This is a genomic window from Aquabacterium humicola (assembly GCF_030167915.1).
Classification (GTDB): Bacteria; Pseudomonadota; Gammaproteobacteria; order Burkholderiales; family Burkholderiaceae_C; genus Pseudaquabacterium; species Pseudaquabacterium humicola.
Genome location: NZ_JARGNB010000001.1, coordinates 1,596,322 through 1,617,361 on the forward strand (window position 1 = coordinate 1,596,322; position 21,040 = coordinate 1,617,361).

At 71.0% G+C, this 21,040-nt stretch carries 22 protein-coding genes and 1 pseudogene; 19 read left to right on the forward strand and 4 right to left on the reverse strand.

Features of this window, described 5'->3' with window-relative positions:
* Positions 1–9: 9 nt before the first annotated feature.
* Both P1K89_RS07080 and P1K89_RS07085 read right to left on the reverse strand, forming a co-directional pair.
* The gene (locus tag P1K89_RS07080; RefSeq protein ID WP_284615679.1) at positions 10–477 is read right to left on the reverse strand and encodes a DUF6152 family protein; all 468 of its coding nucleotides are present in this window, start codon (positions 475–477) and stop codon (positions 10–12) included.
* 17 nt (positions 478–494) lie between these two features.
* The gene (locus P1K89_RS07085) at positions 495–911 is read right to left on the reverse strand and encodes a hypothetical protein (protein ID WP_284615680.1); all 417 of its coding nucleotides are present in this window, start codon (positions 909–911) and stop codon (positions 495–497) included.
* A gap of 51 nt (positions 912–962) precedes the next feature.
* Here P1K89_RS07085 and mpl point away from each other — a divergent pair, with 51 nt between their 5' ends.
* The 15 genes from mpl to P1K89_RS07160 all read left to right on the forward strand — a co-directional run bounded on the left by mpl (position 963) and on the right by P1K89_RS07160 (position 15,555).
* Positions 963–2,315 (forward strand): UDP-N-acetylmuramate:L-alanyl-gamma-D-glutamyl-meso-diaminopimelate ligase, encoded by a 1,353-nt coding sequence (gene mpl / locus P1K89_RS07090; protein WP_284615681.1) that lies wholly within the window; start codon positions 963–965, stop codon positions 2,313–2,315.
* Positions 2,312–2,977 (forward strand): YqiA/YcfP family alpha/beta fold hydrolase, encoded by a 666-nt coding sequence (locus P1K89_RS07095; protein WP_284615682.1) that lies wholly within the window; start codon positions 2,312–2,314, stop codon positions 2,975–2,977. Before mpl ends, P1K89_RS07095 begins: the two co-directional genes overlap by 4 nt.
* Positions 2,974–4,053, forward strand: a complete 1,080-nt coding sequence (locus P1K89_RS07100; protein ID WP_284615683.1) for a PLP-dependent cysteine synthase family protein — start codon at positions 2,974–2,976, stop codon at positions 4,051–4,053. The genes P1K89_RS07095 and P1K89_RS07100 overlap by 4 nt, the downstream gene beginning before the upstream one ends.
* Positions 4,054–4,100: 47 nt before the next feature.
* Positions 4,101–6,092, forward strand: a complete 1,992-nt coding sequence (locus P1K89_RS07105) for a ribonuclease catalytic domain-containing protein (RefSeq protein WP_284616327.1) — start codon at positions 4,101–4,103, stop codon at positions 6,090–6,092.
* Positions 6,093–6,110: 18 nt separating this feature from the next.
* The gene (locus P1K89_RS07110) at positions 6,111–7,049 is read left to right on the forward strand and encodes an energy transducer TonB (RefSeq protein ID WP_439897955.1); all 939 of its coding nucleotides are present in this window, start codon (positions 6,111–6,113) and stop codon (positions 7,047–7,049) included.
* A gap of 58 nt (positions 7,050–7,107) precedes the next feature.
* The gene (gene aroE, locus P1K89_RS07115) at positions 7,108–7,983 is read left to right on the forward strand and encodes a shikimate dehydrogenase (protein ID WP_284615685.1); all 876 of its coding nucleotides are present in this window, start codon (positions 7,108–7,110) and stop codon (positions 7,981–7,983) included.
* Positions 7,980–8,750, forward strand: coding sequence for a transglycosylase domain-containing protein (locus P1K89_RS07120; RefSeq protein ID WP_284615686.1), 771 nt, complete (start codon positions 7,980–7,982; stop codon positions 8,748–8,750). The genes aroE and P1K89_RS07120 overlap by 4 nt, the downstream gene beginning before the upstream one ends.
* Positions 8,751–8,790: 40 nt before the next feature.
* Positions 8,791–9,390: a hypothetical protein gene (locus tag P1K89_RS07125; RefSeq protein WP_284615687.1), complete on the forward strand. Its 600-nt coding sequence runs from the start codon at positions 8,791–8,793 to the stop codon at positions 9,388–9,390.
* Entirely contained in the window at positions 9,387–9,908 is a 522-nt protein-coding gene (locus P1K89_RS07130; RefSeq protein WP_284615688.1) for a TlpA family protein disulfide reductase, read from the forward strand. The genes P1K89_RS07125 and P1K89_RS07130 overlap by 4 nt, the downstream gene beginning before the upstream one ends.
* Before the next feature lie 198 nt (positions 9,909–10,106).
* Entirely contained in the window at positions 10,107–10,571 is a 465-nt protein-coding gene (gene accB / locus P1K89_RS07135) for an acetyl-CoA carboxylase biotin carboxyl carrier protein (RefSeq protein ID WP_284615689.1), read from the forward strand.
* 10 nt (positions 10,572–10,581) lie between these two features.
* Positions 10,582–11,931, forward strand: a complete 1,350-nt coding sequence (gene accC, locus P1K89_RS07140; protein ID WP_284615690.1) for an acetyl-CoA carboxylase biotin carboxylase subunit — start codon at positions 10,582–10,584, stop codon at positions 11,929–11,931.
* Between the two features lie 13 nt (positions 11,932–11,944).
* The gene (gene prmA / locus P1K89_RS07145) at positions 11,945–12,850 is read left to right on the forward strand and encodes a 50S ribosomal protein L11 methyltransferase (protein WP_284615691.1); all 906 of its coding nucleotides are present in this window, start codon (positions 11,945–11,947) and stop codon (positions 12,848–12,850) included.
* Positions 12,851–12,858: 8 nt separating this feature from the next.
* Positions 12,859–13,809 (forward strand): zinc-ribbon and DUF3426 domain-containing protein, encoded by a 951-nt coding sequence (locus tag P1K89_RS07150; protein ID WP_284615692.1) that lies wholly within the window; start codon positions 12,859–12,861, stop codon positions 13,807–13,809.
* Between the two features lie 45 nt (positions 13,810–13,854).
* Positions 13,855–14,772, forward strand: coding sequence for a carbohydrate kinase family protein (locus tag P1K89_RS07155; RefSeq protein ID WP_284615693.1), 918 nt, complete (start codon positions 13,855–13,857; stop codon positions 14,770–14,772).
* A gap of 171 nt (positions 14,773–14,943) precedes the next feature.
* A complete protein-coding gene (locus P1K89_RS07160) occupies positions 14,944–15,555 on the forward strand; it encodes an OmpW/AlkL family protein (protein ID WP_284615694.1) in 612 nt (203 codons plus the stop codon).
* A 7-nt stretch (positions 15,556–15,562) separates the two neighbouring features.
* On the opposite strand, the gene P1K89_RS07165 is transcribed toward P1K89_RS07160, so the two are convergent.
* Positions 15,563–16,168, reverse strand: coding sequence for a 5-formyltetrahydrofolate cyclo-ligase (locus P1K89_RS07165; protein ID WP_284615695.1), 606 nt, complete (start codon positions 16,166–16,168; stop codon positions 15,563–15,565).
* A 117-nt stretch (positions 16,169–16,285) separates the two neighbouring features.
* On the opposite strand from P1K89_RS07165, the gene P1K89_RS07170 reads away from it, so the two are divergent.
* Positions 16,286–16,642 carry a TfoX/Sxy family protein gene (locus P1K89_RS07170; protein WP_284616328.1) on the forward strand — a complete coding sequence of 119 codons (357 nt, stop codon included), beginning with the start codon at positions 16,286–16,288 and terminating at the stop codon, positions 16,640–16,642.
* 62 nt (positions 16,643–16,704) lie between these two features.
* Here P1K89_RS07170 and P1K89_RS07175 read toward each other — a convergent pair.
* A pseudogene (locus tag P1K89_RS07175) lies at positions 16,705–16,920 on the reverse strand (DUF2917 domain-containing protein); the annotation flags it as partial.
* 90 nt (positions 16,921–17,010) lie between these two features.
* Between P1K89_RS07175 and P1K89_RS07180 the strand changes: the two are divergent.
* From P1K89_RS07180 to P1K89_RS07190, 3 genes are all read left to right on the forward strand, one after another.
* The gene (locus P1K89_RS07180; RefSeq protein ID WP_284615696.1) at positions 17,011–18,006 is read left to right on the forward strand and encodes a LysR substrate-binding domain-containing protein; all 996 of its coding nucleotides are present in this window, start codon (positions 17,011–17,013) and stop codon (positions 18,004–18,006) included.
* A gap of 99 nt (positions 18,007–18,105) precedes the next feature.
* Positions 18,106–18,792, forward strand: a complete 687-nt coding sequence (locus tag P1K89_RS07185) for a glutathione S-transferase family protein (RefSeq protein WP_284615697.1) — start codon at positions 18,106–18,108, stop codon at positions 18,790–18,792.
* Between the two features lie 142 nt (positions 18,793–18,934).
* A complete protein-coding gene (locus P1K89_RS07190; RefSeq protein ID WP_284615698.1) occupies positions 18,935–20,977 on the forward strand; it encodes a lytic transglycosylase domain-containing protein in 2,043 nt (680 codons plus the stop codon).
* Positions 20,978–21,040: the final 63 nt, after the last annotated feature.

The following is a 21,040-nucleotide window of genomic DNA, read 5'->3' on the forward strand; positions in this document are numbered from 1 at the left end:
CCGCTCCATTCAGGCCGGCGACGACCGCAGCGCGTAGGTCTTGCCGCCGAGCCACAGGAACTCGGCGCGCAGGATCGCTTCGCCCTGCTCGTTCGGGAAGCTGAAGCCCAGCACCTCGAGCCGGTCGCCGACCTTGATCTCGGGCACGCCCCAAGCCTGCATGCGGGTCAGCGGCGCGAACTCGATCTCCCAGCGCTTGTCCTTGCGCTTCGGCACCGCCGCGGCTTTCAGCAGCTGCGGGCCGTCGACCGGCGCCGACTGCGCCGGCAGCGGGCGCTGCGCCAGGTCCGCCGGCAGCTTCAGGTCGGCCGCCACGTCGAGCTCGATCTCGACGTGCGGATTGCGCCAAGCCACCTTGGCGGCCTGGCCGGCGACATAGATCGGCTTCGACTGGTCGAAGCTGCTCCAGCCGTGGTGGGCGAAGGCCGGCTGCACGGCGAAGGCAGCGCTGCCGATGAGCACGAGGCGTCGTTGCATGGCACTCCCCTGGAAAGTCAGCGGTAGGCGATGAGGCGGCCGAAGATGATGACGATGAACCAAAGCCCCACCGAGAGCGCGGTCTGGGCCTTGGCGATGCGGTCCAGCCGCTGCAGCCCGCGGCGCGCATGGAAGATGGCCGCATTCGCGCCGCCCAGCATCACCAGGCCCATCTTCACCACGAACACGCGGTTGGCGATCAGCTCGGCCGGCTGCCCCGCGAACATCGTCAGCCCGCTGGCGGCGACCAGGCCGAAGCCTGCCAGCGCGACCAGCAGCGCCAGCCGCGCCAGCGGCTCGATCGGCAGCGCCGGGCCGAATCCCCACACCCGCAACTCCAGCAATACGAGGTTGCCGACCAGCAGCGCGATGCCGACGATGTGCAGCACCTCCAGCAGCGGATAGACCCACGGATGCGACACGATCCACGACATGCCGGCATTGTGGCCTCCGGGTCCGACCGGCCCGGCTCCTAGAATTTCCCCATGCACATCCACATCCTCGGCATCTGCGGCACCTTCATGGGCGGCCTCGCAGCGATCGCGCGCGAAGCCGGTCACAAGGTCACCGGCTGCGATGCCAACGTCTATCCGCCGATGAGCGACCAGCTGCGCGCGCTCGGCATCGACCTGATCGAGGGCTATACCGCCGACCAGCTGGCGCTGAAGCCCGACCTGTTCGTGATCGGCAATGTCGGCACGCGCGGCAACCCGCTGATCGAGGCCCTCCTCGACGCCGGCGTGCGCTACACCAGCGGGCCGCAATGGCTGGCCGACCATGTGCTGGCCGGCCGCCACGTGCTGGCCGTCGCCGGCACGCACGGCAAGACGACGACGACCGCGATGCTCGCGTGGACGCTCGAAGCCGCCGGCCAGCAGCCGGGCTTCCTGGTCGGCGGCGTGCCGCAGAACTTCGGCGTCTCGGCCCGCCTGGGCCAGGGCAAGTGCTTCGTCATCGAGGCCGACGAGTACGACACCGCCTTCTTCGACAAGCGCAGCAAGTTCGTGCACTACCGGCCGCGCACCGCGATCCTCAACAACCTCGAGTACGACCACGCCGACATCTTCCCGGACCTGGCCGCGATCGAGACCCAGTTCCACCACCTCGTGCGCACGGTGCCGGCGAGCGGCCGGCTGGTGGTCAACATCCGCGACGAAGCGCTGGCGCGCGTGCTGGCGCGCGGCTGCTGGAGCGAAGTGCAGCGCTTCGGTGCGCGCAAGGAAGAGCCCGGCGCGTTGCGCGCCCGCGGCGAGCCGCATGCCTTCGACGTGCTGCGCGGCAGCCTGAAGATCGCACGCGTCGACTGGACCTTGCTCGGCGAGCACAACCAGCTCAACGCGCTGGCCGCGATCGGCGCCGCCGAACATGCCGGCGTGGCGGCCGAGGCCGCGGCGGCGGCGCTGTCCAGCTTCGAGAACGTGCGCCGCCGCATGGAACTGCGCGGCGAGGTGCGCGGCATCAAGGTCTACGACGACTTCGCGCACCACCCGACGGCGATGCGCACGACGCTCGACGGCCTGCGGCGCAAGGCCGGACCGGCGCGCATCCTGGCGGTCTTCGAGCCGCGCAGCAACACGATGAAGCTGGGCGCGATGAAGGCGCAGCTGCCCTGGGCGCTGGAGGAAGCGGACCTGAGCTTCTGCCTGCAGGGCGACTACGGCTGGGACGCGGCCGACGCGCTCGCGCCGCTGGGCGAGCAGGCCATCGTCGCCGACTCGGTCGACAAGCTGGTGGCGGCGATCGTGCGCGCCGCGAAGCCGGGCGACCATGTGCTGGTGATGAGCAACGGCGGCTTCGGCGGCATCCACGGCAAGCTGCTCGCGGCACTGCACAAATGAGTGCGGGCCGAGCGCCGGGCCGCTCCCAAGCCGGCCCGCATCCCCTCGGGGGATCGACCGGTGTACTCGCCGGGCGAGGGGCCGACATCCTGCTGCTGTACCTGCATGGCTTCCGCTCGTCGCCGTCGTCGTTCAAGGCGAAGATGCTGCAGCACTGGCTCGAGACGAACCGGCCGGACGTGCAGTGGGGCTGCCCGCAGCTGCCGCCGTCTCCCGCCGCGGCCTGGGCCCTGATCCGCGAAGAAGCGTCCGGCACGCCGCCGGACGCCCTTCGTGTCGTCGGCAGCTCGCTCGGCGGCTTCTACGCCACCGTGCTGGCCGAAGCCACCGGCTGCCGGGCGCTGCTGCTGAACCCGGCGGTCGACCCGGCGCGCGACCTGGCTGCGTACATCGGCGACCAGACGCAGTACCACCGGCCCGAGGAGCACTTCCTCTTCCGCGCGGACTATGTCGATGAGCTGCTCGCACTGACGCCCGCGGCCATCACGCGGCCCGAGCGCTACTCGGCGCTGATCGCCAAGGGCGACGAGCTGCTCGACTGGCGCGAGATGACCGGCCGGTATTCCGGCGCGACGATCCGCCTGCTCGAAGGCAGCGACCACGCGCTGTCCGACTTCGCCGAGCACCTGCCGTGGGTGCTCGAACGCCTGGGCCTTCGATGAGCGCATCCACCCGCGGCTGGGTCGCCGAGGCGCTGCGCCGCATCGAGGCCGATGCCCGCCGCTCCGCCGACACCCACCTGGTGCCGCTGATGCTGCCCGAAGCGCCCGGCATCGACTTGTACCTGAAGGACGAGTCGACGCACCCGTCGGGCAGTCTGAAGCACCGGCTGGCGCGCTCGCTGTTCCTGTACGGCCTGTGCAACGGCCACATCGGCCCGGACACGACGATCGTCGAGGCGTCGTCGGGCTCGACCGCCATCAGCGAGGCCTATTTCGCGCGCCTGCTCGGCCTGCCCTTCGTCGCCGTCGTGCCGCAGGGCACCGCGCGCCGCAAGCTGGAGGAGATCGCCTTCTTCGGCGGCCAGTGCCTGGAGGTCGAGGCTTCGCAGGTCTATGCAGCGGCCGAAGCGCTGGCGCGTGAACGACGCGGCCACTACATGGACCAGTTCACCAACGCCGAGCGGGCGACCGACTGGCGCGGCAACAACAACATCGCCGAGAGCATCTGCGCGCAGCTCGGCGCCGAGCCGCACCCGCTGCCGCGCTGGATCGTCGTCGGCGCCGGCACCGGCGGCACCTCGGCGACGATCGGCCGCTACATCCGCTACCGCCGCGACGCGCTGGCAGTCACCGAGCTGGCGGTCGTCGACCCCGAACACTCGGTGTTCTTCGAGGCCTACGCGGGCGGCCGCGGCGACCTGGCGCACGGGCAGCGCGGGCGCATCGAGGGCATCGGCCGGCCGCGCGTCGAGCCGTCGTTCCTGCCCACGGTGATCGACCGCATGCTGCGCGTGCCCGATGCGCTCAGCTTCGCCGCGGCGCTCGACCTGTCGGCGCGGCTCGGCCGCCGCGTCGGCCCGTCGACCGGCACCAACTTCGCCGGCGTGCTGCACCTGGCGCGCGAGATGGCCGAGCGGGGCGAACGCGGCAGCATCGTCACGCTGATCTGCGATGCCGGCGAACGGTATGCCGACACCGCGTTCGATGCCGGCTGGCGCGCCGCGCAGGGGCTGGATGCGCCCGGCGACATGGCCATCGAGTCGGCCACCGCCGCGATGGGACAATCCGCCGGGTGAGCTACGCCCTGTTCGATGACGCCGGCAAGTTCCTCGCCGGCCGCGTGATGTCCGACACCGATGCCTCGATGCAGATCGAGCTCGATTCGGGCAAGCGCGTCAAAGTGAAATCCGCCAACGTGCTGCTGCGCTTCGAGAAGCCGCAGCCGGCCGAGTTGATCAGCCGTGCCCAGGCGCTGGCGGCCGAGATCGACCTCGACCTCGCCTGGGAGTTCGCGCCCGAGGGCGAGTTCGGCTTCGACGAGCTGGCGCGCGACTATTTCGACGCCAGCGCCGGCCCCGAGCAGCAGGCGGCCGCGCTGTTCCGGCTGTTCGAGGCGCCGCACTACTTCCGCCGTGCCGGCAAGGGCCGCTTCAAGAAGGCGCCGGAGGAGATCGTCAAGGCCGCGCTGCTGGCGATCGAACGCAAGCAGCAGATCGCCGCGCAGATCGAGGCCTGGGGCGTCGACCTGACCGAGGGCCGCTGCCCCGAGCCGATCAAGGAGCAGCTCTACCGCATCCTCTTCAAGCCGGACAAGAACGCGCCCGAATACAAGGCGGTCGTCGAGGCCTCGCGGCGCTCGCAGCGCGCACCGCTCGACCTGCTGAAGGCGGCCGGCGCGATCAGCTCGCCCTACCAGTTCCACTGGCGGCGCTTCCTGTTCGAGCAGTTCCCGCGCGGCACCGGCTTCCCGCCGCTCTCGGCGCCCGCGATCAAGGACGACCTGCCCGTCGCCGCGCTGCAGGCCTTCTCGATCGACGACTCGGCGACCACCGAGATCGACGACGCGCTGTCGGTGCAGGGCCTGGGCTCCGGCACGGTGGTCTTCGGCGTGCACATCGCCGCGCCGGGGCTGGCGTTCGGCCCCGATTCGCCGCTGGACAAGCTGGCGCGCGAGCGCCTGTCCACCGTCTACATGCCGGGCTGGAAGCTGACGATGCTGCCCGACGAGGTCGTGCAGACCTACACGCTGATCGAGGGCCGCGACTGCCCGGCGGTCAGCGTGTACTTCACGTTCGACGAAGCGACGCTGGAGGTGAAGGCCACCGAGACGCGCATCGAGCGCGTGCCGATCGCCGCCAACCTGCGCCACGACCGGCTCGACGCGGTGGTCACCGAAGCCTCGCTGCAGGGCGAGGCGCCGGCCGAATACCCGTTCGCAACCGAACTGGCGTTCACCTTCCGCCTCGCGAAGCACCTGAAGGCGCAGCGCGAGGTCGTGCGCGGCAAGCCCGAGAACTTCAACCGGCCCGACTACAACTTCCGCCTCGTCGGCAACACCGGCGAGCCCGAGGGCAGCGAGACGGTGCAGATCACCGAGCGCCGCCGCGGTGCGCCGCTGGACCTGATGGTCTCGGAGGCCATGATCCTCGCCAACAGCCACTGGGGCGGCCTGCTCGCCGAGTGCGGCGTGCCGGGCATCTACCGCAGCCAGGCCAGCCTCGCGCCCGGCATCAAGGTGCGCATGGGTGTCAAGCCGGCGCCGCATGCCGGCATGGGCGTGCCGCAGTACACCTGGGCGACCTCGCCGCTGCGGCGCTATGTCGACCTCGTGAACCAGTGGCAGATCGTGGCCTGCGCGCGCCACGGACGCACCGCCGCGCTGGCCGCACCCTTCAAGCCCAAGGACGCGACGCTGTTCTCGGTGATCTCGTCCTTCGATGCGGCCTACAGCGCGTACAACGACTTCCAGCACGGCATCGAGCGCTACTGGGCGATGCGCTGGCTCGAGCAGAACGCCGTCACCGAGCTGGATGCCGCGGTGCTGAAGGACGGCCTCGTGCGCGCCGACCGCCTGCCTCTGGTCTTCAAGGCCCTCGGCTGCGACGCCCTGCCACGCGGCACGCATGTGCGGGTGCGCATCACCGGCATCGACCTGCTGACGCTGGACGTGCATGCGACGCTGGTCACGCGCCTCGACGAGCCGCTGCCCGTGGCGGGTGAAGCCGACGAGGACGCCGAGGAAGAAGCCGATGCCGCCGCCCCGCTGGCGCTGGCCATCGACGTGGCGGATGCGGGGGCCGATGCCGAGGCCGCGCCGGCCGACGGCACGGCCTGATCCGGCGGCGGCGCGGCGATGAAGCTTCGCGGGCTGCGAGTGACGAGCCTGTCCGGTGCCGCCGCCGCGCTGCGACGCTTCTGGGCCCGGCTGTCGACGCTGCAGGTCGCGCTGCTGTTCTCGGTCGCGGTGCACGCGGCGCTGATCGGCGTGCGCTTCGCCGATCCGGAAGCCTTCGAACGCATCTTCCGCGACACCCCGCTGGAGGTCGTGCTCGTCAATGCGCGATCCGACGAGGTGCCGGCGCGGGCCGCGGCGATCGCGCAGGCTTCGCTGGCCGGCGGCGGCGAAGCGGCCCAGGGGCGCGCGACCTCGCCGCTGCCGGCCACCGCCGAGGTCGAGATCGGCGATGCCAGCGAAGACGCGCGCCGGCGTGTCGACACGCTGCAGGAACAGCAGCAGCAGTTGCTGGCCCAGGTGCGGCGCGAGGTCGCCACCCTGCCGCCGCCCGATCCGCAGCGCGACGCCGGCTCGCCGAAGGAGCGCGACCAGGAAGAGCGTCGGCGCCAGCTGCTGAAGCTGCTGGCCGAGATCGAGAAGCGCATCAACGAGGAGAACGCGCGGCCGAAGAAGCGCTACATCAGCCCGGCCACGCGCGAAGAGGTCTACGCGCTGTACTACGACCAGCTGCGCCGCCGCATCGAGGAGCGCGGCACGCGCGACTTCCCCGAGTACCGCGGCAGGAAGCTCTACGGCGAGCTGACGATGAACGTCACCGTCGACGCGCGCGGCCGGGTGATCGATGCCGAGGTCGTGCGCGGCTCCGGCAACCGCGTGCTCGACAAGCGCGCGGTGGCCATCGTGCACGGCGCGTCGCCCTACGGCCCGTTCAGCAGGGCGATGCGCCAGCAGGCCGACCAGATCGTCGTCACGTCGCGCTTCCGCTTCACCCGCGAGGACGGCCTCGAGACCAGCCTGAGCGCGTCGCCCACCGGCGGCGGCACCTCCCCCCCATGAGCCCGCCCGGCCGTTCCGAAGGGCTCATCCCGAAGCACGCAGTGCGAAGGGTTGTCCAGTGAGCCTTCCTGATCGTTATGCCGTGCTGGGCCACCCGGTGGCCCACAGCCAGTCGCCCTTCATCCACGCCGAATTCGCGCGCCAGACCGGCGAGGCGATCGAGTACGGCCGCATCGAATGCCCGCCCGGCGCGTTCGAGGCGACGGTACGCCGCTTCATCGCCAGTGCCGATCCGGCCGCCGGCCTCGGGCCCGCGCGCGGCTGCAACATCACCGTGCCCTTCAAGTTCGAGGCCCCGGTGCTGGCGCGCCGGCTGTCCGAACGCGCCGCGCTGGCCCAGGCGGCCAACGTGCTGCGCTTCGAGGAGGACCCGGACAGCGGCTGGTTCGCCGACAACACCGACGGCATCGGCCTCGTGCGCGACATCGAGCGCCATGCCGGCGTGATGCTCGCGGGGCAGCGCGTGCTGATGGTCGGCGCCGGCGGCGCGGCCTCCGGTGCGCTGGGGCCGCTGATCGACGCGCAGCCGGCGCTGATCACGGTCGCCAACCGCACGCTCGAACGCGCCGAGGCGCTGGTCGAGCGCCATCGCGCGCTGGCCGAGCAGCGGGGTGTCGAGCTGCAGGCGCGCGGCCTCGATCACTGCGGCGAACACTACGGCGTGCTGATCAACAGCAGCGCCAGCAGCCTGCACGGCGCCGCGGTGCCGGTCGGCGCACACACGCTGGCGCCCGGTGCGCTGGCGCTGGACATGATGTACGGGCCCGCCGCCGGGCCGTTCCTCGCCTGGGCCGCCGAGCATGGCGCGCGCGGCCGCGACGGGCTCGGCATGCTGGTCGAGCAGGCCGGCGAGGCCTTCTGGCTCTGGCGCGGCGTGCGGCCGGACACCGCGCCGGTGCTGGCGGCGCTGCAGGCGAAGCTGGCGGCGCGATGAAGACGCCGGCCGTCCTTGGCAAGGTCCTGCGAGCCCTGTGGCGGCCGCTCGCGCTGCTGCTGGTGTGCCTGCTGGCGCTGCAGCTGTACTTCGGGCTGCGCATCGTGCTGATGAACGTGATCGCGCCGCAGTCGACCACCTTCCAGCGCAGCGAGGCCTGGCGCCTGCTGCTCGAGAAGCAGCGCATCGAGTGGAGCCAGCAGTGGGTCGACGACGACCGGATCGCCGCCAACCTCAAGCGCGCGGTGATCGCCAGCGAGGACGCCGGCTTCGCCGAACACTCGGGCGTCGAATGGGACGCGATCGAGAAGGCCTGGGAAAAGAACGTGCGCAACGAAGCGCGCGCCGAGCGCATCGCCGCGGCTGCGCCGCAATCGAAAGCCGCCAAGCGAGCGCCGAAGGTGATCGGCGGCTCGACGATCAGCCAGCAGCTGGCGAAGAACCTGTTCCTGTCCGGCGAGCGCACGCTGGCGCGCAAGGCCCAGGAACTGGTGCTGACGCTCGCGTTGGAGACGCTGCTGTCCAAGCGCCGCATCCTCGAGATCTACCTCAACAGCGTCGAGTGGGGCGAAGGCCTGTTCGGCGCGCAGGCGGCGGCGCGCCACTACTTCCGCACCGATGCCGCGAAGCTGGGTGTCTACGAATCCGCGCGCCTGGCGGTGATGCTGCCGGCCCCGAAACGCTTCGAGAAGAACCCGGGTTCCGGCTATGTGCAGGGCCGCGCGGCGACCATCGTCGCCCGCATGCCGGCCGTTGAATTGCCGTAGCGCCCCCGTCGGTCGGCCGGCACTTCCTAGAATGAAGCTCATGGCCGCCCCGTTTACCGCCGAGATCGCCGCCTCCGCCGCCCGTCTGGTGGTGGCGGAAGGCATGGAATACGGCGCCGCCAAGCGCAAGGCGGCGCGTGCGTTGGGCCAGGTGCGCCCGGCGGAGTTGCCCAGCAACGAAGCCGTCGAGGACGAAGTACGCGCTCACCTGACGCTGTTCTGCGCGGACACCCAGCCGGCCGAGCTGCGCGCGCTGCGCGAGCTGGCGCTGGGCTGGATGGAGCGGCTGGCCGAATTCCGGCCGCATGTGGCCGGCGCCGTCTGGCGCGGCACCGCGACGCGCCTGTCGGCGATCCAGCTCGAGCTCTACTGCGACGACGCCAAGTCGGCCGAGATCGCGCTGATCAACCGCGGCATCAGCTACGACAGCGCCAGCCGCCCCGACGGCCGCGGCGGCGAAGCGACCGTGTTGATCGTCACGGTGCGTTCGCAGGCGCTCAACGACCACGTGACGCTGCACCTGACCGTGCTCGACCATGACGCGCTGCGCGGTGCGCTGAAGCCCGACGCGCAGGGCCGCAGCTGGCGCGGCGATGCCGACGCGCTGCGGCGATTGCTCGCCGCCGAGGAACCGACATGACGACGCGGCGCCAACTCCTCACCGGCGCCGTCGCCGGCGTGGCCGCGGCCGGCGGTGCGGGCGTGGCCTGGTGGCACCGCCAGGCCGATGCCGGCCCGGATCCGCTGGGGCCGATGTGGCAGATGCGCTTCGAGCGTCCCGAAGGCGGCGAGCTGGTGATGGCCTCGCTGCGCGGCAAGCCGCTGCTGATCAACTTCTGGGCGACCTGGTGCGCGCCCTGCCTGCGTGAGATGCCGGAGATCGACCGCTTCGCGCGCGAGTTCGCGAAACGCCAGGGCCAGGTGGTCGGCCTGGCGATCGACGGGCCGACGCCGGTGCGCGAATTCCTGCGCCGGGTGAAGGTCGGCTTCACGATCGGCCTGGGCGGGCTCGACGGCACCGACCTCGTCCACCAGCTCGGCAACCTGCAGGGCGGTCTGCCCTTCACCGTGCTGATCGGCCCCGACGGCAAGATCGCGCAGCGCAAGATGGGCGAGACCAGCTTCGACGAGCTGCAAAGCTGGTCCCGCAAGATCTGATTTCTTCTCGCGTGATCTCGGCCGCATAAGCCACCAAACGACAGCAAATCGCCCGGATCAGGGCATTCCCGCGATGGGCAGGCAGGCTTGTCGCACGGCATCAGCCGTGTGCCACAATCGCCCGCCTTTCGCCGCCGTTGAGCGCAGATCGCTTCTGCTTCGCGGCCAGAAACCCAAAATATCCCTGGAGTGCGTCGTATGGACCTGCGCAAGCTGAAGACCTTGATCGACCTGGTCTCGGAATCGAACATCTCCGAGCTCGAGATCACCGAAGCCGATGGCAAGGTCCGCATCGTCAAGGCCGACGCCCGCCCGCCGGCCGTGATGCAGGCCGCCGCGCCGATGATGATGCAGGCCCCGGCGCAGGCCGCGGCGGCCGCCGCTGGCGTGCCCGCCCCGGCCGCCGCGCCTGCGGTGCCGGTGGAGACCGGCCACGTGGTCAAGTCGCCGATGGTCGGCACCTTCTACCGCGCGTCCAGCCCGGGCGCCAAGCCGCTGGCCGAAGTGGGCCAGCAGGTGAAGGAAGGCGATCCGATCTGCATCATCGAGGCGATGAAGATCATGAACGAGATCGAGGCCGACAAGACCGGCACCGTCACGAAGGTGATGGTCGAGAACGGCCAGGCGGTCGAGTTCGGCCAGCCGCTGTTCATCATCGAGTGATCGGCCGCCGATGTTCAAGAAGATCCTGATTGCCAACCGCGGCGAGATCGCCCTGCGGATCCAGCGGGCCTGCCGCGAGATGGGCATCAAGTCCGTCGTCGTCTATTCCGAGGCCGATCGCGAGGCCAAGTACGTCAAGCTGGCCGACGAGGCCGTCTGCATCGGGCCGCCGCCGTCCGGCCAGAGCTACCTGAACATGCCGGCGATCATCTCGACCGCCGAAGTGACCGACGCCGAGGCCATCCACCCCGGCTACGGCTTCCTGTCCGAGAACGCAGACTTCGCCGAGCGGGTCGAGAAAAGCGGCTTCACCTTCATCGGCCCGACGCCGGAATCGATCCGCATCATGGGCGACAAGGTGTCGGCCAAGCAGGCGATGATCAAGTCCGGCGTGCCCTGCGTGCCGGGCTCCGAAGGCGCGCTGCCGGACGATCCGAAGGTCATCGTGCAGACGGCGCGGGCGGTCGGCTACCCCGTCATCATCAAGGCGGCCGGTGGCGGCGGCGGCCGCGGCATGCGCGTCGTGCACACCGAGGCGGCCCTGCTGCACGCGGTGCAGACCACGCGCAGCGAGGCGGGCGCCGCCTTCGGCAATCCCGCCGTCTACATGGAGAAGTTCCTCGAGAACCCCAGGCACATCGAGATCCAGATCCTCGCCGACCAGCACAAGAACGCGGTCTGGCTGGGCGAGCGCGACTGCTCGATGCAGCGCCGCCACCAGAAGATCATCGAGGAAGCGCCGGCGCCGGGCGTGCCGCGCCGCACGATCGAGAAGATCGGCGAACGCTGCGCCGCCGCCTGCAAGAAGATCGGCTACCGCGGCGCCGGCACCTTCGAGTTCCTGTTCGAGAACGGCGAGTTCTACTTCATCGAGATGAACACGCGGGTGCAGGTCGAGCACCCGGTCACCGAGTGGGTCACCGGCATCGACATCGTGCAGATGCAGATCCGCATCGCCGCTGGCGAGAAGCTGCCCTTCTCCCAGCGCAACATCGAGCTGCGCGGCCACGCGATCGAGTGCCGCGTCAACGCCGAGGACCCGTACAAGTTCACGCCGTCGCCGGGCCGCATCGCGATGTGGCACATGCCGGGCGGCCCGGGCGTGCGCGTCGACTCGCATGCCTATACGAACTACCTGGTGCCGCCGAACTACGACTCGATGATCGGCAAGATCATCGTGCACGGCGATACCCGCGAGCAGGCGCTGGCGCGCATGCGCACCGCGCTGTCGGAATGCGTCGTCGAAGGCATCCAGACCAACATCCCGCTGCACCGCGAGCTGATGGCCGATGCCAAGTTCATCGAGGGCGGCACCAGCATCCACTACCTGGAAGGCTGGCTCGGGCGCCACAAGCGATGATCTCGGAACCGTGATGCACGAACTGGTCCTGCACGTCCCCGAAGCGCTGGTCGAGACGGTCACCGAGGCGCTGTCCGACGAGCTCGACGCGCTGTCGGTGTCGGTCGAGGACGCGGACGCCGGCACCGAGGCCGAGCAGGCGCTGTTCGGCGAGCCGGGCCTGCCGGCACCGAAGCCGGGCTGGGCGCACTCGACGCTGACCGCGCTGTTCGAGACCGAGCAGGCCGCGACCGAGGCCGCCACCCTGGTGCTGGCGCAGGACTGGGCCGGCGACATCAAGGTCGCCGCGCTGCGCGAGGTCGCCGAGCAGGACTGGGTGCGGCTGACGCAGTCGCAGTTCGCGCCGGTCGAGATCACGCCGACGTTCTGGATCGTGCCGAGCTGGCACGAGGCGCCGGAGGCCGCGCAGCAGGTGATCCGCCTCGACCCGGGCCTCGCCTTCGGCACCGGCACGCACCCGACAACGCGCATGTGCCTGCGCTGGATCGCAAACCACGCGGCCCCCTGGCCGCGCGTGCTCGACTACGGCTGCGGCTCCGGCATCCTGGCCATCGGCGCGGCGCTGCACGGGGCACGAGCGATCGACGCGGTGGACATCGACGACGCGGCCGTCGAGTCGACACGGAGCAATGCCGCGGCCAACGGCGTGACGCTGAACGCCGGGCGTCCCGAGCTCGCCACCGGCGCCTACCCGCTGGTGCTGGCCAACATCCTGGCGACGCCGCTGAAGCTGCTGGCGCCGCTGCTGGCCGGCCATGTCGCGCCGGGCGGCGACCTCGTGCTCGCCGGCATCCTCGAGCGCCAGGCCGACGAGCTGAAGGCCGCGTACGCCCCGTGGCTGACGCTCGAAGTGAGCGACAGCGAAGACGGCTGGATCCTGATGACGGCCCGAAAAGACCACGCCAGCGGCGTGGCATGATTCCCGGCATGAGCCTGGCGACCCGCTGCACCGAGTGCGGCACGGTGTTCCGTGTCGTCCAGGATCAATTGAAGGTGTCCGAAGGCTGGGTGCGTTGCGGCCGCTGCTCGGCGGTGTTCAACGCGCTGGAGAACCTCTGCGAGCTCGATGGCGAGCCGGCACCGGAGCCGGTCGGCGCCTCGCAGCAGGTCGACGACGACTGGCAGGCGGGCGCCGGCGGCTCCCGCGCCGATTCGGCATTCCCGAGCACACAGGCGCCCGAAGCGGGCCACAGCGCCTTCCCGCCGACCGCCGCGCCGCCGGTGGAACCACCGCTCGAGGACGACCTGCCTGCCGCCATCGTCTCCTTCAGCAGCGAATCCGCGCCGGACGAGGACGAGGATGACGACGACGAGGACGCGGCGACGGCCGCGGCCATCGCCGCGCCGGTCCCCACCCTCGCCACCGAAGCCCCGCGTTTTGTGCGCGCCGCGGAGCGCGCCGCGTTCTGGCGCCGCTTGCCGGTGCGCGTGGGCCTGTCGGTGCTGGCGCTGCTGCTCGCGGTGGCACTGGTCGGCCAGCTCGCGCTGGCCAACCGCGACCTGCTGGCGGCCCATGTCCCCTCGACGCGCCCGCTGCTGGCTTCGGCCTGCGCGCTTGCCGGCTGCCGCATCGAGCCGCTGCGGCGCATCGAGCGCCTGTCGGTCGACTCCAGCGGCCTGACGCGGCTCGAGCGCGCCGCGCTGTACCGGCTGTCGGTCGTGCTGCACAACCGCGGCGAGGTGCCGCTGGCGGCCCCGGCCGTCGACCTGTCGCTGACCGATGGCAGCGGCAAGCTGGTCGCGCGCAAGGTGCTGCTGGCCGCAGACCTCGGCCTGCCGCCGGTGATCGATGCCGGCGCCGAGCTGCCGCTGCAGGCGCTGCTGTCGACCGGCGAGCAGCGTGTCAGCGGCTACACCGTCGAGCTCTTCTACCCCTGATCGCCCACCGCCCACGAACCCGGCCGCAACCCGGCCCGCCGCATCATGTCCGTCCTCATCACTGGCTCGCTGGCCTTCGACACGATCACCAACTTCCCCGGCCGCTTCGCGCAGCAGATCCTGCCGGAGCAGGTGCACATCCTGAACGTGTCGTTCCTGGTGCCGACGCTGCGGCGCGAGTTCGGCGGCTGCGCCGGCAACATCGCCTACACGCTCTACAAGCTCGGCGGCACGCCGCTGGTGATGGCCGCGCTCGGCAGCAGCGACGCCGCCGACTACCTGCAGCGCTTCGAGTCCTGGGGGCTGGACACCTCGCTGGTGCTGCGTGCCCAGGACGCCTACACCGCGCAGGCGATCATCATCACCGACCTGGACAACAACCAGATCACCGCCTTCCATCCCGGCGCGATGCAGCAGGCGCACGAGATGGTGTTGCCGGCCGGCCGCCGCGACATCGAGCTGGCCATCATCGCGCCCGACGGCCGCGACGCGATGCTCAGCCACGCCGAGCAGTTCGCCGACGCCGGCATCCCGTTCATCTTCGATCCGGGCCAGCAGCTGCCGATGTTCGACGGCGCCGAGCTCGGCCGCTTCGTCGACCGCGCACGCTGGATCGCGGTGAACGACTACGAAGGCCGCATGCTCTGCGAGCGCATGGGCACGACGCTGGAAGCCCTGTCGCGCCGGCCAGGCATCGACGGCGTCGTCGTCACCCTCGGCGCCGAGGGCTGCGACCTGTGGCAGCGCGGCGAGCGCCTGCACGTGCCGGGCGTGCCGGCCGGCGAGATCGTCGATCCGACCGGCTGCGGCGACGCGTTCCGTGGCGCGCTGCTCTACGGGCTGGCCAAGGGCTGGACGCTGGAACGCTGCGCGCGCCTGGGCAACCGGGTCGGTGCGCTGAAGATCAGCCACCGCGGTGGCCAGAACCACCCGGTGCCGTCGCCCCTGGCCGACGAGGCCTGAACCCTGTGGCGCGCCGCCGACGCCCGGCGGCCGAGGGTCCTCTCAGGATCGAACAAAAACCATGAATTCGACGTGGGATTGATCCTGATCTAAGGGTTACTACCTGGTTCGATTGGAATCGACCCGTCCCGAAAGGGGCTTCGACTCCCAACGAATCAAGGAATGAAACCCATGACCCTCACTCGCTGCCTCCTCGCGCTGGCCGCCGCTGCGGCCCTCTCTCCCGTGCAAGCCCAGGACCAGGGCACCTGGGTCGTGCGCGCGCGCGCACTGCACCTGCAGTCGGCCGACAAGGACAGCACCGGCTTCGGCCTGTCGATCAATGACCGGACCTTTCCCGAGGTCGACATCGGCTACTTCCTGTCGCCCAATATCGCGCTCGAGCTCGTGCTGACCTATCCGCAGAAGCACACCGTGCACTCGACGGTGGTCGGGGCCGACATCGGCAGCTTCAAGCACCTGCCGCCGACGCTGCTGGTGCAGTACCACGTCACCGGCCTCGGCGGCTGGCGGCCCTACGTCGGCGCCGGCATCAACTACACCAACCTGTCGTCGGTGCACTTCAACTCGAACGTCTCGGCGCTGAAGCTCGGGCTCAAGCACAACAGCGTCGGCTGGGCCGTGCAGGCCGGCGCGGACGTGCCGATCGGCGGCGGCTGGCTGATCAATGTCGACGCCAAGAAGGTCGCGATCGGCACCACCGTGCGCTCCGATGGCCGCGACATCGGCAAGTTCAAGGTCGACCCGGTGTTGCTGTCGGTCGGGATCGGCAAGCGCTTCTGAGCAAGCGTCAGTCCCTGCGCTGCCAGAAGACGCCGTCCTCCGTCAGCATCGCGTCCAGCGGCACGTCGTGCGGCTCGGCCTCGAGCCACGGGATGAAGCCGTGCGCGTAGCCGACGCCGACCGTCAGCGGACGCGGCTGCAGCGCCGCCAGCGTGCGGTCGTAGAAGCCGCCGCCGTAGCCCAGCCGGACACCTTTCGGCCCGAAACCGACGCACGGCACCAGCAGCAGCGCCGGTTCGAAGGCCTCGGTGTCCTTGGGCTTCGGAATGCCGTAGGCGTCTTCCTCCATCGGGCAGCCGGGGTACCAGACGTGGAAGCGCAGCTGCTTCGTCTCGCGGTTGATCACCGGCAGGCCGATGCGGCGGGCGGTGTCGGCCTCGGTCCAGCGGAACAGCGCCGGCAAGGCGTCGAACTCGCCCTTGATCGGCCAGTACGCGCCGATGGTCTGCTCGGGCCGCGACACCAGCCACACGCGCAGCACTTCCTGCAGATGCACCGCGCGCTGGTGGCGGTCGACCATCGCCTGCCGCTCGGCCTGCAGCTGCTTGCGCAGGCGCGCCTTGTCGCGCGGTGGTTCGAGGCTGAAGCCGAGGGGCGACGGAGGTTGGGCCATGGCTCGATTGTGCTGCGCAGCCGCGGCCGGCACACTGCCCTGATGCCTGTCGACACCGAATTCCTCGCCCACTGCCTCGAACTGCTCGGCGCGGCCGGCAGCGCTCGGGCCCGACGCATGTTCGGCGGCCACGGGCTCTATGTCGACGAGCTCTTCGTCGCGCTGCTCATCGGCGACGTGCTGTACCTGCGCACCGACGACGAGACCCGCGAGGCCTTCCGCGCGGCGAGCAGCGCGCCGTTCGACTACGCGACGCGCGACGGCCAACGCATCGTGATGAGTTACTGGGCGGCGCCGCAGGAGGCCATGGAGTCGCCCGCCCTGATGCTGCCGTGGGCGCGGCTGGCCATCGCGTCGGCACTGCGCGCGGCGGCCAGCAAACGTTCGGCAGCGCCGCGCAAGGCCCGCGCCACGGCGCCCCAGGCCGCGCCGCTGAAGCCGGCGTCCGCGCGGGCCCGCGGCGCCAGGCGCTGAACGGCTTCCGCCACCGGCAGCTGCCAGCCCAGGCAGGCCAGCTCGCCGCGGCGCCACGGCTCGATCACCAGGGCGTCGCCCTCGCGCAGCCAGAAGCGTTCACCCGGCTGCAGCACATGGTCCAGTCCGCCGCCGTCGCGGGTGATCCAGACCCGCCCTTCGTGCACGGCGAGCCAGCCGTCCTGGCGGGCCTGCAAGCGCGTCACGGCGTCCAGGCGCAGCCGGCGGGCGGTCCGGTCCAACATCTGCCAGCGCGTCGATTGATGCAGCTTGCTCATTGTGTGCTCCTTGGTAGTTACCCTGAATGATCGGCAGATCGACCCTCATGGTCCAATGCAATCCCGATCGGCTATTGATGCGCAACTGACATGAATGCCCAGATCCGCCGCCCGTTGTCGCTGGACGGCCTGCGCGCTTTCGAGGCGGTCGCGCGGCGCTTGTCGTTCAGCGCGGCGGCCGAGGAGCTGTTCCTGACGCAGTCGGCCGTCAGCCGGCAGATCAAGTCGCTGGAGGAAGAGCTGGGCGCCAGCCTCTTCAACCGCGGCACGCGGCGCGTCGAGCTCACCGCCGCCGGCATTGCGCTGCAGCAGGCAGTGGTGCCTTCGCTCGAACGCATCGACCGCACCGTGCGCCAGCTGCGCGTGCAGCGCGGCCGCGAGCACGTCAACGTCTCGACCTTCCCGTCCTTCGCGACCCTGTGGCTGATGCCGCGGCTGACGCGCTTCCAGCAGCTGCATCCGGACATCGACATCCGGCTGTCGGCCACCGAGAAGCTGATCGACCTCGACGATCCGGAGGTCGACCTGTGCCTGCGCTACGACTTCCAGCGCAACGTGCCGGCGCATGCGGAGCTGATGTTCGGCGAGACGCTGTCGCCGATGGCCAGCCCCTGGCTGCTCGAGCAGTCGCGCAGCGGCCGCGCACCGGCGCTGGCCGAGCCCGGCGACCTCGCGGCGCATGCACTGCTCGAAGAGGACGACCACCGGCCCAGCGCCGCGTTCATGAGCTGGCGGCGCTGGCTGAAGTTGCACGGCCAGGCCCAGCTCGAGCCGCGGCGCTGGATCTACCTGAACTACACCCACCAGCAGGTGCAGGGCGCGGTCGCGGGCCAGGGCGTCGCGCTGGCGCGGGTGGCGATGGTGCACGACCTGCTGGAGCGCGGCGAGCTGGTCGAGCCCTTCGGCCCGGCCGGCCGAATCCCCGGCGAGACCTGCTACTGGCTGATCCTGCTGCCCCAGGCGCGCATGCGCCCGGCGCTGCGCGCGTTCGCCGACTGGGTGCGCGACGAGGCGGCCCGCACGCGCGCGGCGATCGACGAGCCGCCGCCGGCCCGCCCCTTGGATGCGCCTCGCGCATCGGATTGATGACGCACTTGCAAAGCACGCCGGCGCGCCAGCGCCTACGATCGGCGGCCCGCCCCGCGTCGTTCGCGCAGGGCATCGACGCAACGTGGAGAGCCCAGCGTGATGCAGCTGTACATCGGCAACAAGAACTACTCGTCCTGGTCGATGCGCCCGTGGGTGCTGATGACGCAGTTCGAGCTGCCTTTCGAGGAGCGCCTGCTGCGCTTCGATGGCTTCGAGCCGGATTCGCACTTCAAGCAGCAGATCCTGAAGCTGTCGCCGACCGGCCGCGTGCCGCTGCTGGTGGACGACGGCTTCCCGATCTGGGACACGCTGGCGATCGCCGAGTACCTGGCCGAGACGTTCCCCGAGCGTGGTCTGTGGCCGGCGGACCGCCTGCAGCGCGCCCGCGCACGCAGCCTGTGCGCCGAGATGCATTCGGGCTTCGGCGCACTGCGCAGCGCCTGCCCGATGAACATCGAGGCCGCGCTGCCGGCGATCGGTGCCAAGGTGCTCGACGAACAGCCGGCGGTGCGTGCCGACCTCGCGCGCCTCGTCGCGATGTGGACCGAGGCGCTGGCGCAGAGCGGCGGGCCGTTCCTGTTCGGCGCCTACAGCATCGCCGACGCCTACTTCGCACCGGTCTGCGCCCGCCTGCGCAGTTATGCGCTGCCGGTGCCTGCGGCCATCGCCGCCTACATCGAGCGCATGTATCAGAGTCCGGGCATGGCCGCGTGGGTGCGCGACGCGCTGGCCGAGCAGGAGTTCCTCGACTTCGAGGAGCCCTACCGCACCGGCCGCGACTGACCCAGCGCAAGGCGGCGGATCCGCGCCGCCAATACCCGACGCGATCGGTCGGCGCGCTGCGCAGGGCGTGCGTTACAGTGTCTTTGCGAGGCCGTCGCCCGGCCTCGCCGCTGTGATGCCAGGCCGCCGATCCCTCTCCTCCTTGTTGCGCCCGCTGCTGATCGCCTGCAGCGTGCTGCCCCTCGGCGCCGCGCATGCCGCCCCGCTCCCGTCGACGCCACCCGCCAATGCAGCGGCCGGCGCGCGCGCGCCGGCCGACGACACCGTGGTCGAGGCCCGCGAGCTGCTGCGCAAACGCGACCGGCAGCGCCTGGCGGCCGCGCGCGCGGCGGTGCAGGCCGCGCAGCACCCGCTGGCCGGCTGGGTGGAGTACTGGGAGATCCTGAACCGGCTCAACGAAGTGCGCAGCGAGGAGATCGACGCGTTCTTCGGTCGCTGGGCCGGCAGCTACCTCGAGGACCGCCTTCGCAACGACTGGCTGCTGGAGCTCGGCCGCCGCCGCGACTGGGCGGGCATCGCGCGCGAATACCCGCGCTTTCGCATGAACGACGACCGCGAGGTCAGCTGCTGGTGGCTGCTGACCGAGCACCAGGCCGGCCGCGACGTGCGCGACGCCGCACGCGCCGCGTGGTTCGCGCAGCGCGAGCTCGACGACGGCTGCCAGACGCTCGCCAGCACGCTCTTCGACGCGAAGAAGCTGACCCCCGACGACGTCTGGCGCAAGGCCCGCCTGGCGATCGAAGCCAATCGGCCTGCCGCCGCGAAGGCCGCCGCCGGCCTGATCGACAAGCTCGACACGCGCGAGCTCGGCGAGGCGATCGACAACCCGCTGCCCTACCTGCGCAAGCCCGCGGCATCGAACCGCCAGCGCCAGGAGCTGCGCCTGCTGGCGCTGATGCGCGTGGCACAGAACGATGCCGACGTCGCCGCCGGCCTGCTCGACGACAAGCGCCTCGCTCACTTCACGCCGCAGCAGGCTGCCTGGGGCTGGGCCTACACCGGCCGGCAGGCCGCCTTCAAGCTGTCGACCGACGCCGTCCAGCACTACCGCAAGGCCTGGTCGCTGCTGCCGGCCGCCGACGCGGGGCAGCCTGGCTGGAGCGAAGAGACGCTGGTGTGGGGCGCCCGTGCCGCCCTGCGGGCATCCCAGGCGCGCGACCGCTGGCCGCTGGTGCTGAAGGCGATCAACACGATGGCGCCGTCGACCCTCGCCGACCCCGCCTGGACCTACTGGAAGGCCCGCGCGCTGCAGGCCAGTGCCCGCGACGGCGCCGACGGCGAGGCGCAGCGCGCGGACGCGAAGCGGCTGCTCGAGGAGCTGGCCAGCCCGATGCATTTCTACGGCCAGCTGGCGCTCGAGGACCTGGGCCGGCCGTTCGCCCTGCCGCAGGCCGCCGCGCCCTCGACGCCGGCCGAACGCGACGCGGCGCGCGCCACGCCCGGCTTCGTGCGCGCGATGCACCTGGCAGCGCTCGGCCTGCGCGACGAGGCGCGCCGCGAATGGAACTTCACGCTGCGGGGCCTGGGCGACCGCGAGCTGCTGGCCGCCGCACGCTGGGCCTGCGAGCTCGGCGACTGGCAGCTGTGCATCAATACCAGCGATCGCACGCGCACCGAGTTCGACGTCGCCTCGCGCTACCCGACACCCTACGCCGACGAGATCCACCAGGCCGCCGCGGCCGCCGGCCTGGAGCCGGCCTTCGTCTTCGGCCTGATCCGCCAGGAAACGCGCTTCATGGCGACGCTGCGCTCGCATGCCGGCGCGTCCGGGCTGATGCAGCTGATGCCCACCACCGCGCGCTGGGTGGCCAAGAAGACCGGCGTCGAGTTCAACCCGGCGCGCAGCGACCAGATCTACGAGCCGGCGACCAACCTGAAGCTCGGCACGCGCTACCTGAAGATGGTGCTCGACGACCTGTCCGGCTCGTTGCCGCTGGCCGCCGCGGCGTACAACGCCGGCCCGAGCCGGCCGCGGCGCTGGCGCGACGGCCCGCTGCTGGAGCCCGCCGCCTGGGCCGAGAACGTGCCGTTCAACGAGACGCGCGACTACGTCAAGAAGGTGCTCGCCAACAGCGTGCTGTACGCCGCGCTGCTGAACAAGCAGCCGGCGGTCCTGAAAGCCCGCCTCGGTCCGCCGATCGGTCCCCGGGACAACAACACGCCGGTCAACGGCGAGCTGCCCTGATGTCAGCCCCCGGTTCGTTTCGCTCGCGGCCCCCGAGGGGGCGCGCCCGGACGCAACCGGCTT

Bases quoted from the DNA above. Each gene is read 5' to 3' on its own strand.
- P1K89_RS07080 (WP_284615679.1), bottom strand. From the start codon at position 477: ATGCAACGACGCCTCGTGCTCATCGGCAGCGCTGCCTTCGCCGTGCAG.
- P1K89_RS07085 (WP_284615680.1), bottom strand. From the start codon at position 911: ATGTCGTGGATCGTGTCGCATCCGTGGGTCTATCCGCTGCTGGAGGTG.
- mpl (WP_284615681.1), top strand. From the start codon at position 963: ATGCACATCCACATCCTCGGCATCTGCGGCACCTTCATGGGCGGCCTC.
- P1K89_RS07095 (WP_284615682.1), top strand. From the start codon at position 2,312: ATGAGTGCGGGCCGAGCGCCGGGCCGCTCCCAAGCCGGCCCGCATCCC.
- P1K89_RS07100 (WP_284615683.1), top strand. From the start codon at position 2,974: ATGAGCGCATCCACCCGCGGCTGGGTCGCCGAGGCGCTGCGCCGCATC.
- P1K89_RS07105 (WP_284616327.1), top strand. From the start codon at position 4,101: ATGTCCGACACCGATGCCTCGATGCAGATCGAGCTCGATTCGGGCAAG.
- P1K89_RS07110 (WP_439897955.1), top strand. From the start codon at position 6,111: ATGAAGCTTCGCGGGCTGCGAGTGACGAGCCTGTCCGGTGCCGCCGCC.
- P1K89_RS07120 (WP_284615686.1), top strand. From the start codon at position 7,980: ATGAAGACGCCGGCCGTCCTTGGCAAGGTCCTGCGAGCCCTGTGGCGG.
- P1K89_RS07125 (WP_284615687.1), top strand. From the start codon at position 8,791: ATGGCCGCCCCGTTTACCGCCGAGATCGCCGCCTCCGCCGCCCGTCTG.
- P1K89_RS07130 (WP_284615688.1), top strand. From the start codon at position 9,387: ATGACGACGCGGCGCCAACTCCTCACCGGCGCCGTCGCCGGCGTGGCC.
- accB (WP_284615689.1), top strand. From the start codon at position 10,107: ATGGACCTGCGCAAGCTGAAGACCTTGATCGACCTGGTCTCGGAATCG.
- accC (WP_284615690.1), top strand. From the start codon at position 10,582: ATGTTCAAGAAGATCCTGATTGCCAACCGCGGCGAGATCGCCCTGCGG.
- prmA (WP_284615691.1), top strand. From the start codon at position 11,945: ATGCACGAACTGGTCCTGCACGTCCCCGAAGCGCTGGTCGAGACGGTC.
- P1K89_RS07150 (WP_284615692.1), top strand. From the start codon at position 12,859: ATGAGCCTGGCGACCCGCTGCACCGAGTGCGGCACGGTGTTCCGTGTC.
- P1K89_RS07155 (WP_284615693.1), top strand. From the start codon at position 13,855: ATGTCCGTCCTCATCACTGGCTCGCTGGCCTTCGACACGATCACCAAC.
- P1K89_RS07160 (WP_284615694.1), top strand. From the start codon at position 14,944: ATGACCCTCACTCGCTGCCTCCTCGCGCTGGCCGCCGCTGCGGCCCTC.
- P1K89_RS07165 (WP_284615695.1), bottom strand. From the start codon at position 16,168: ATGGCCCAACCTCCGTCGCCCCTCGGCTTCAGCCTCGAACCACCGCGC.
- P1K89_RS07170 (WP_284616328.1), top strand. From the start codon at position 16,286: ATGTTCGGCGGCCACGGGCTCTATGTCGACGAGCTCTTCGTCGCGCTG.
- P1K89_RS07180 (WP_284615696.1), top strand. From the start codon at position 17,011: ATGAATGCCCAGATCCGCCGCCCGTTGTCGCTGGACGGCCTGCGCGCT.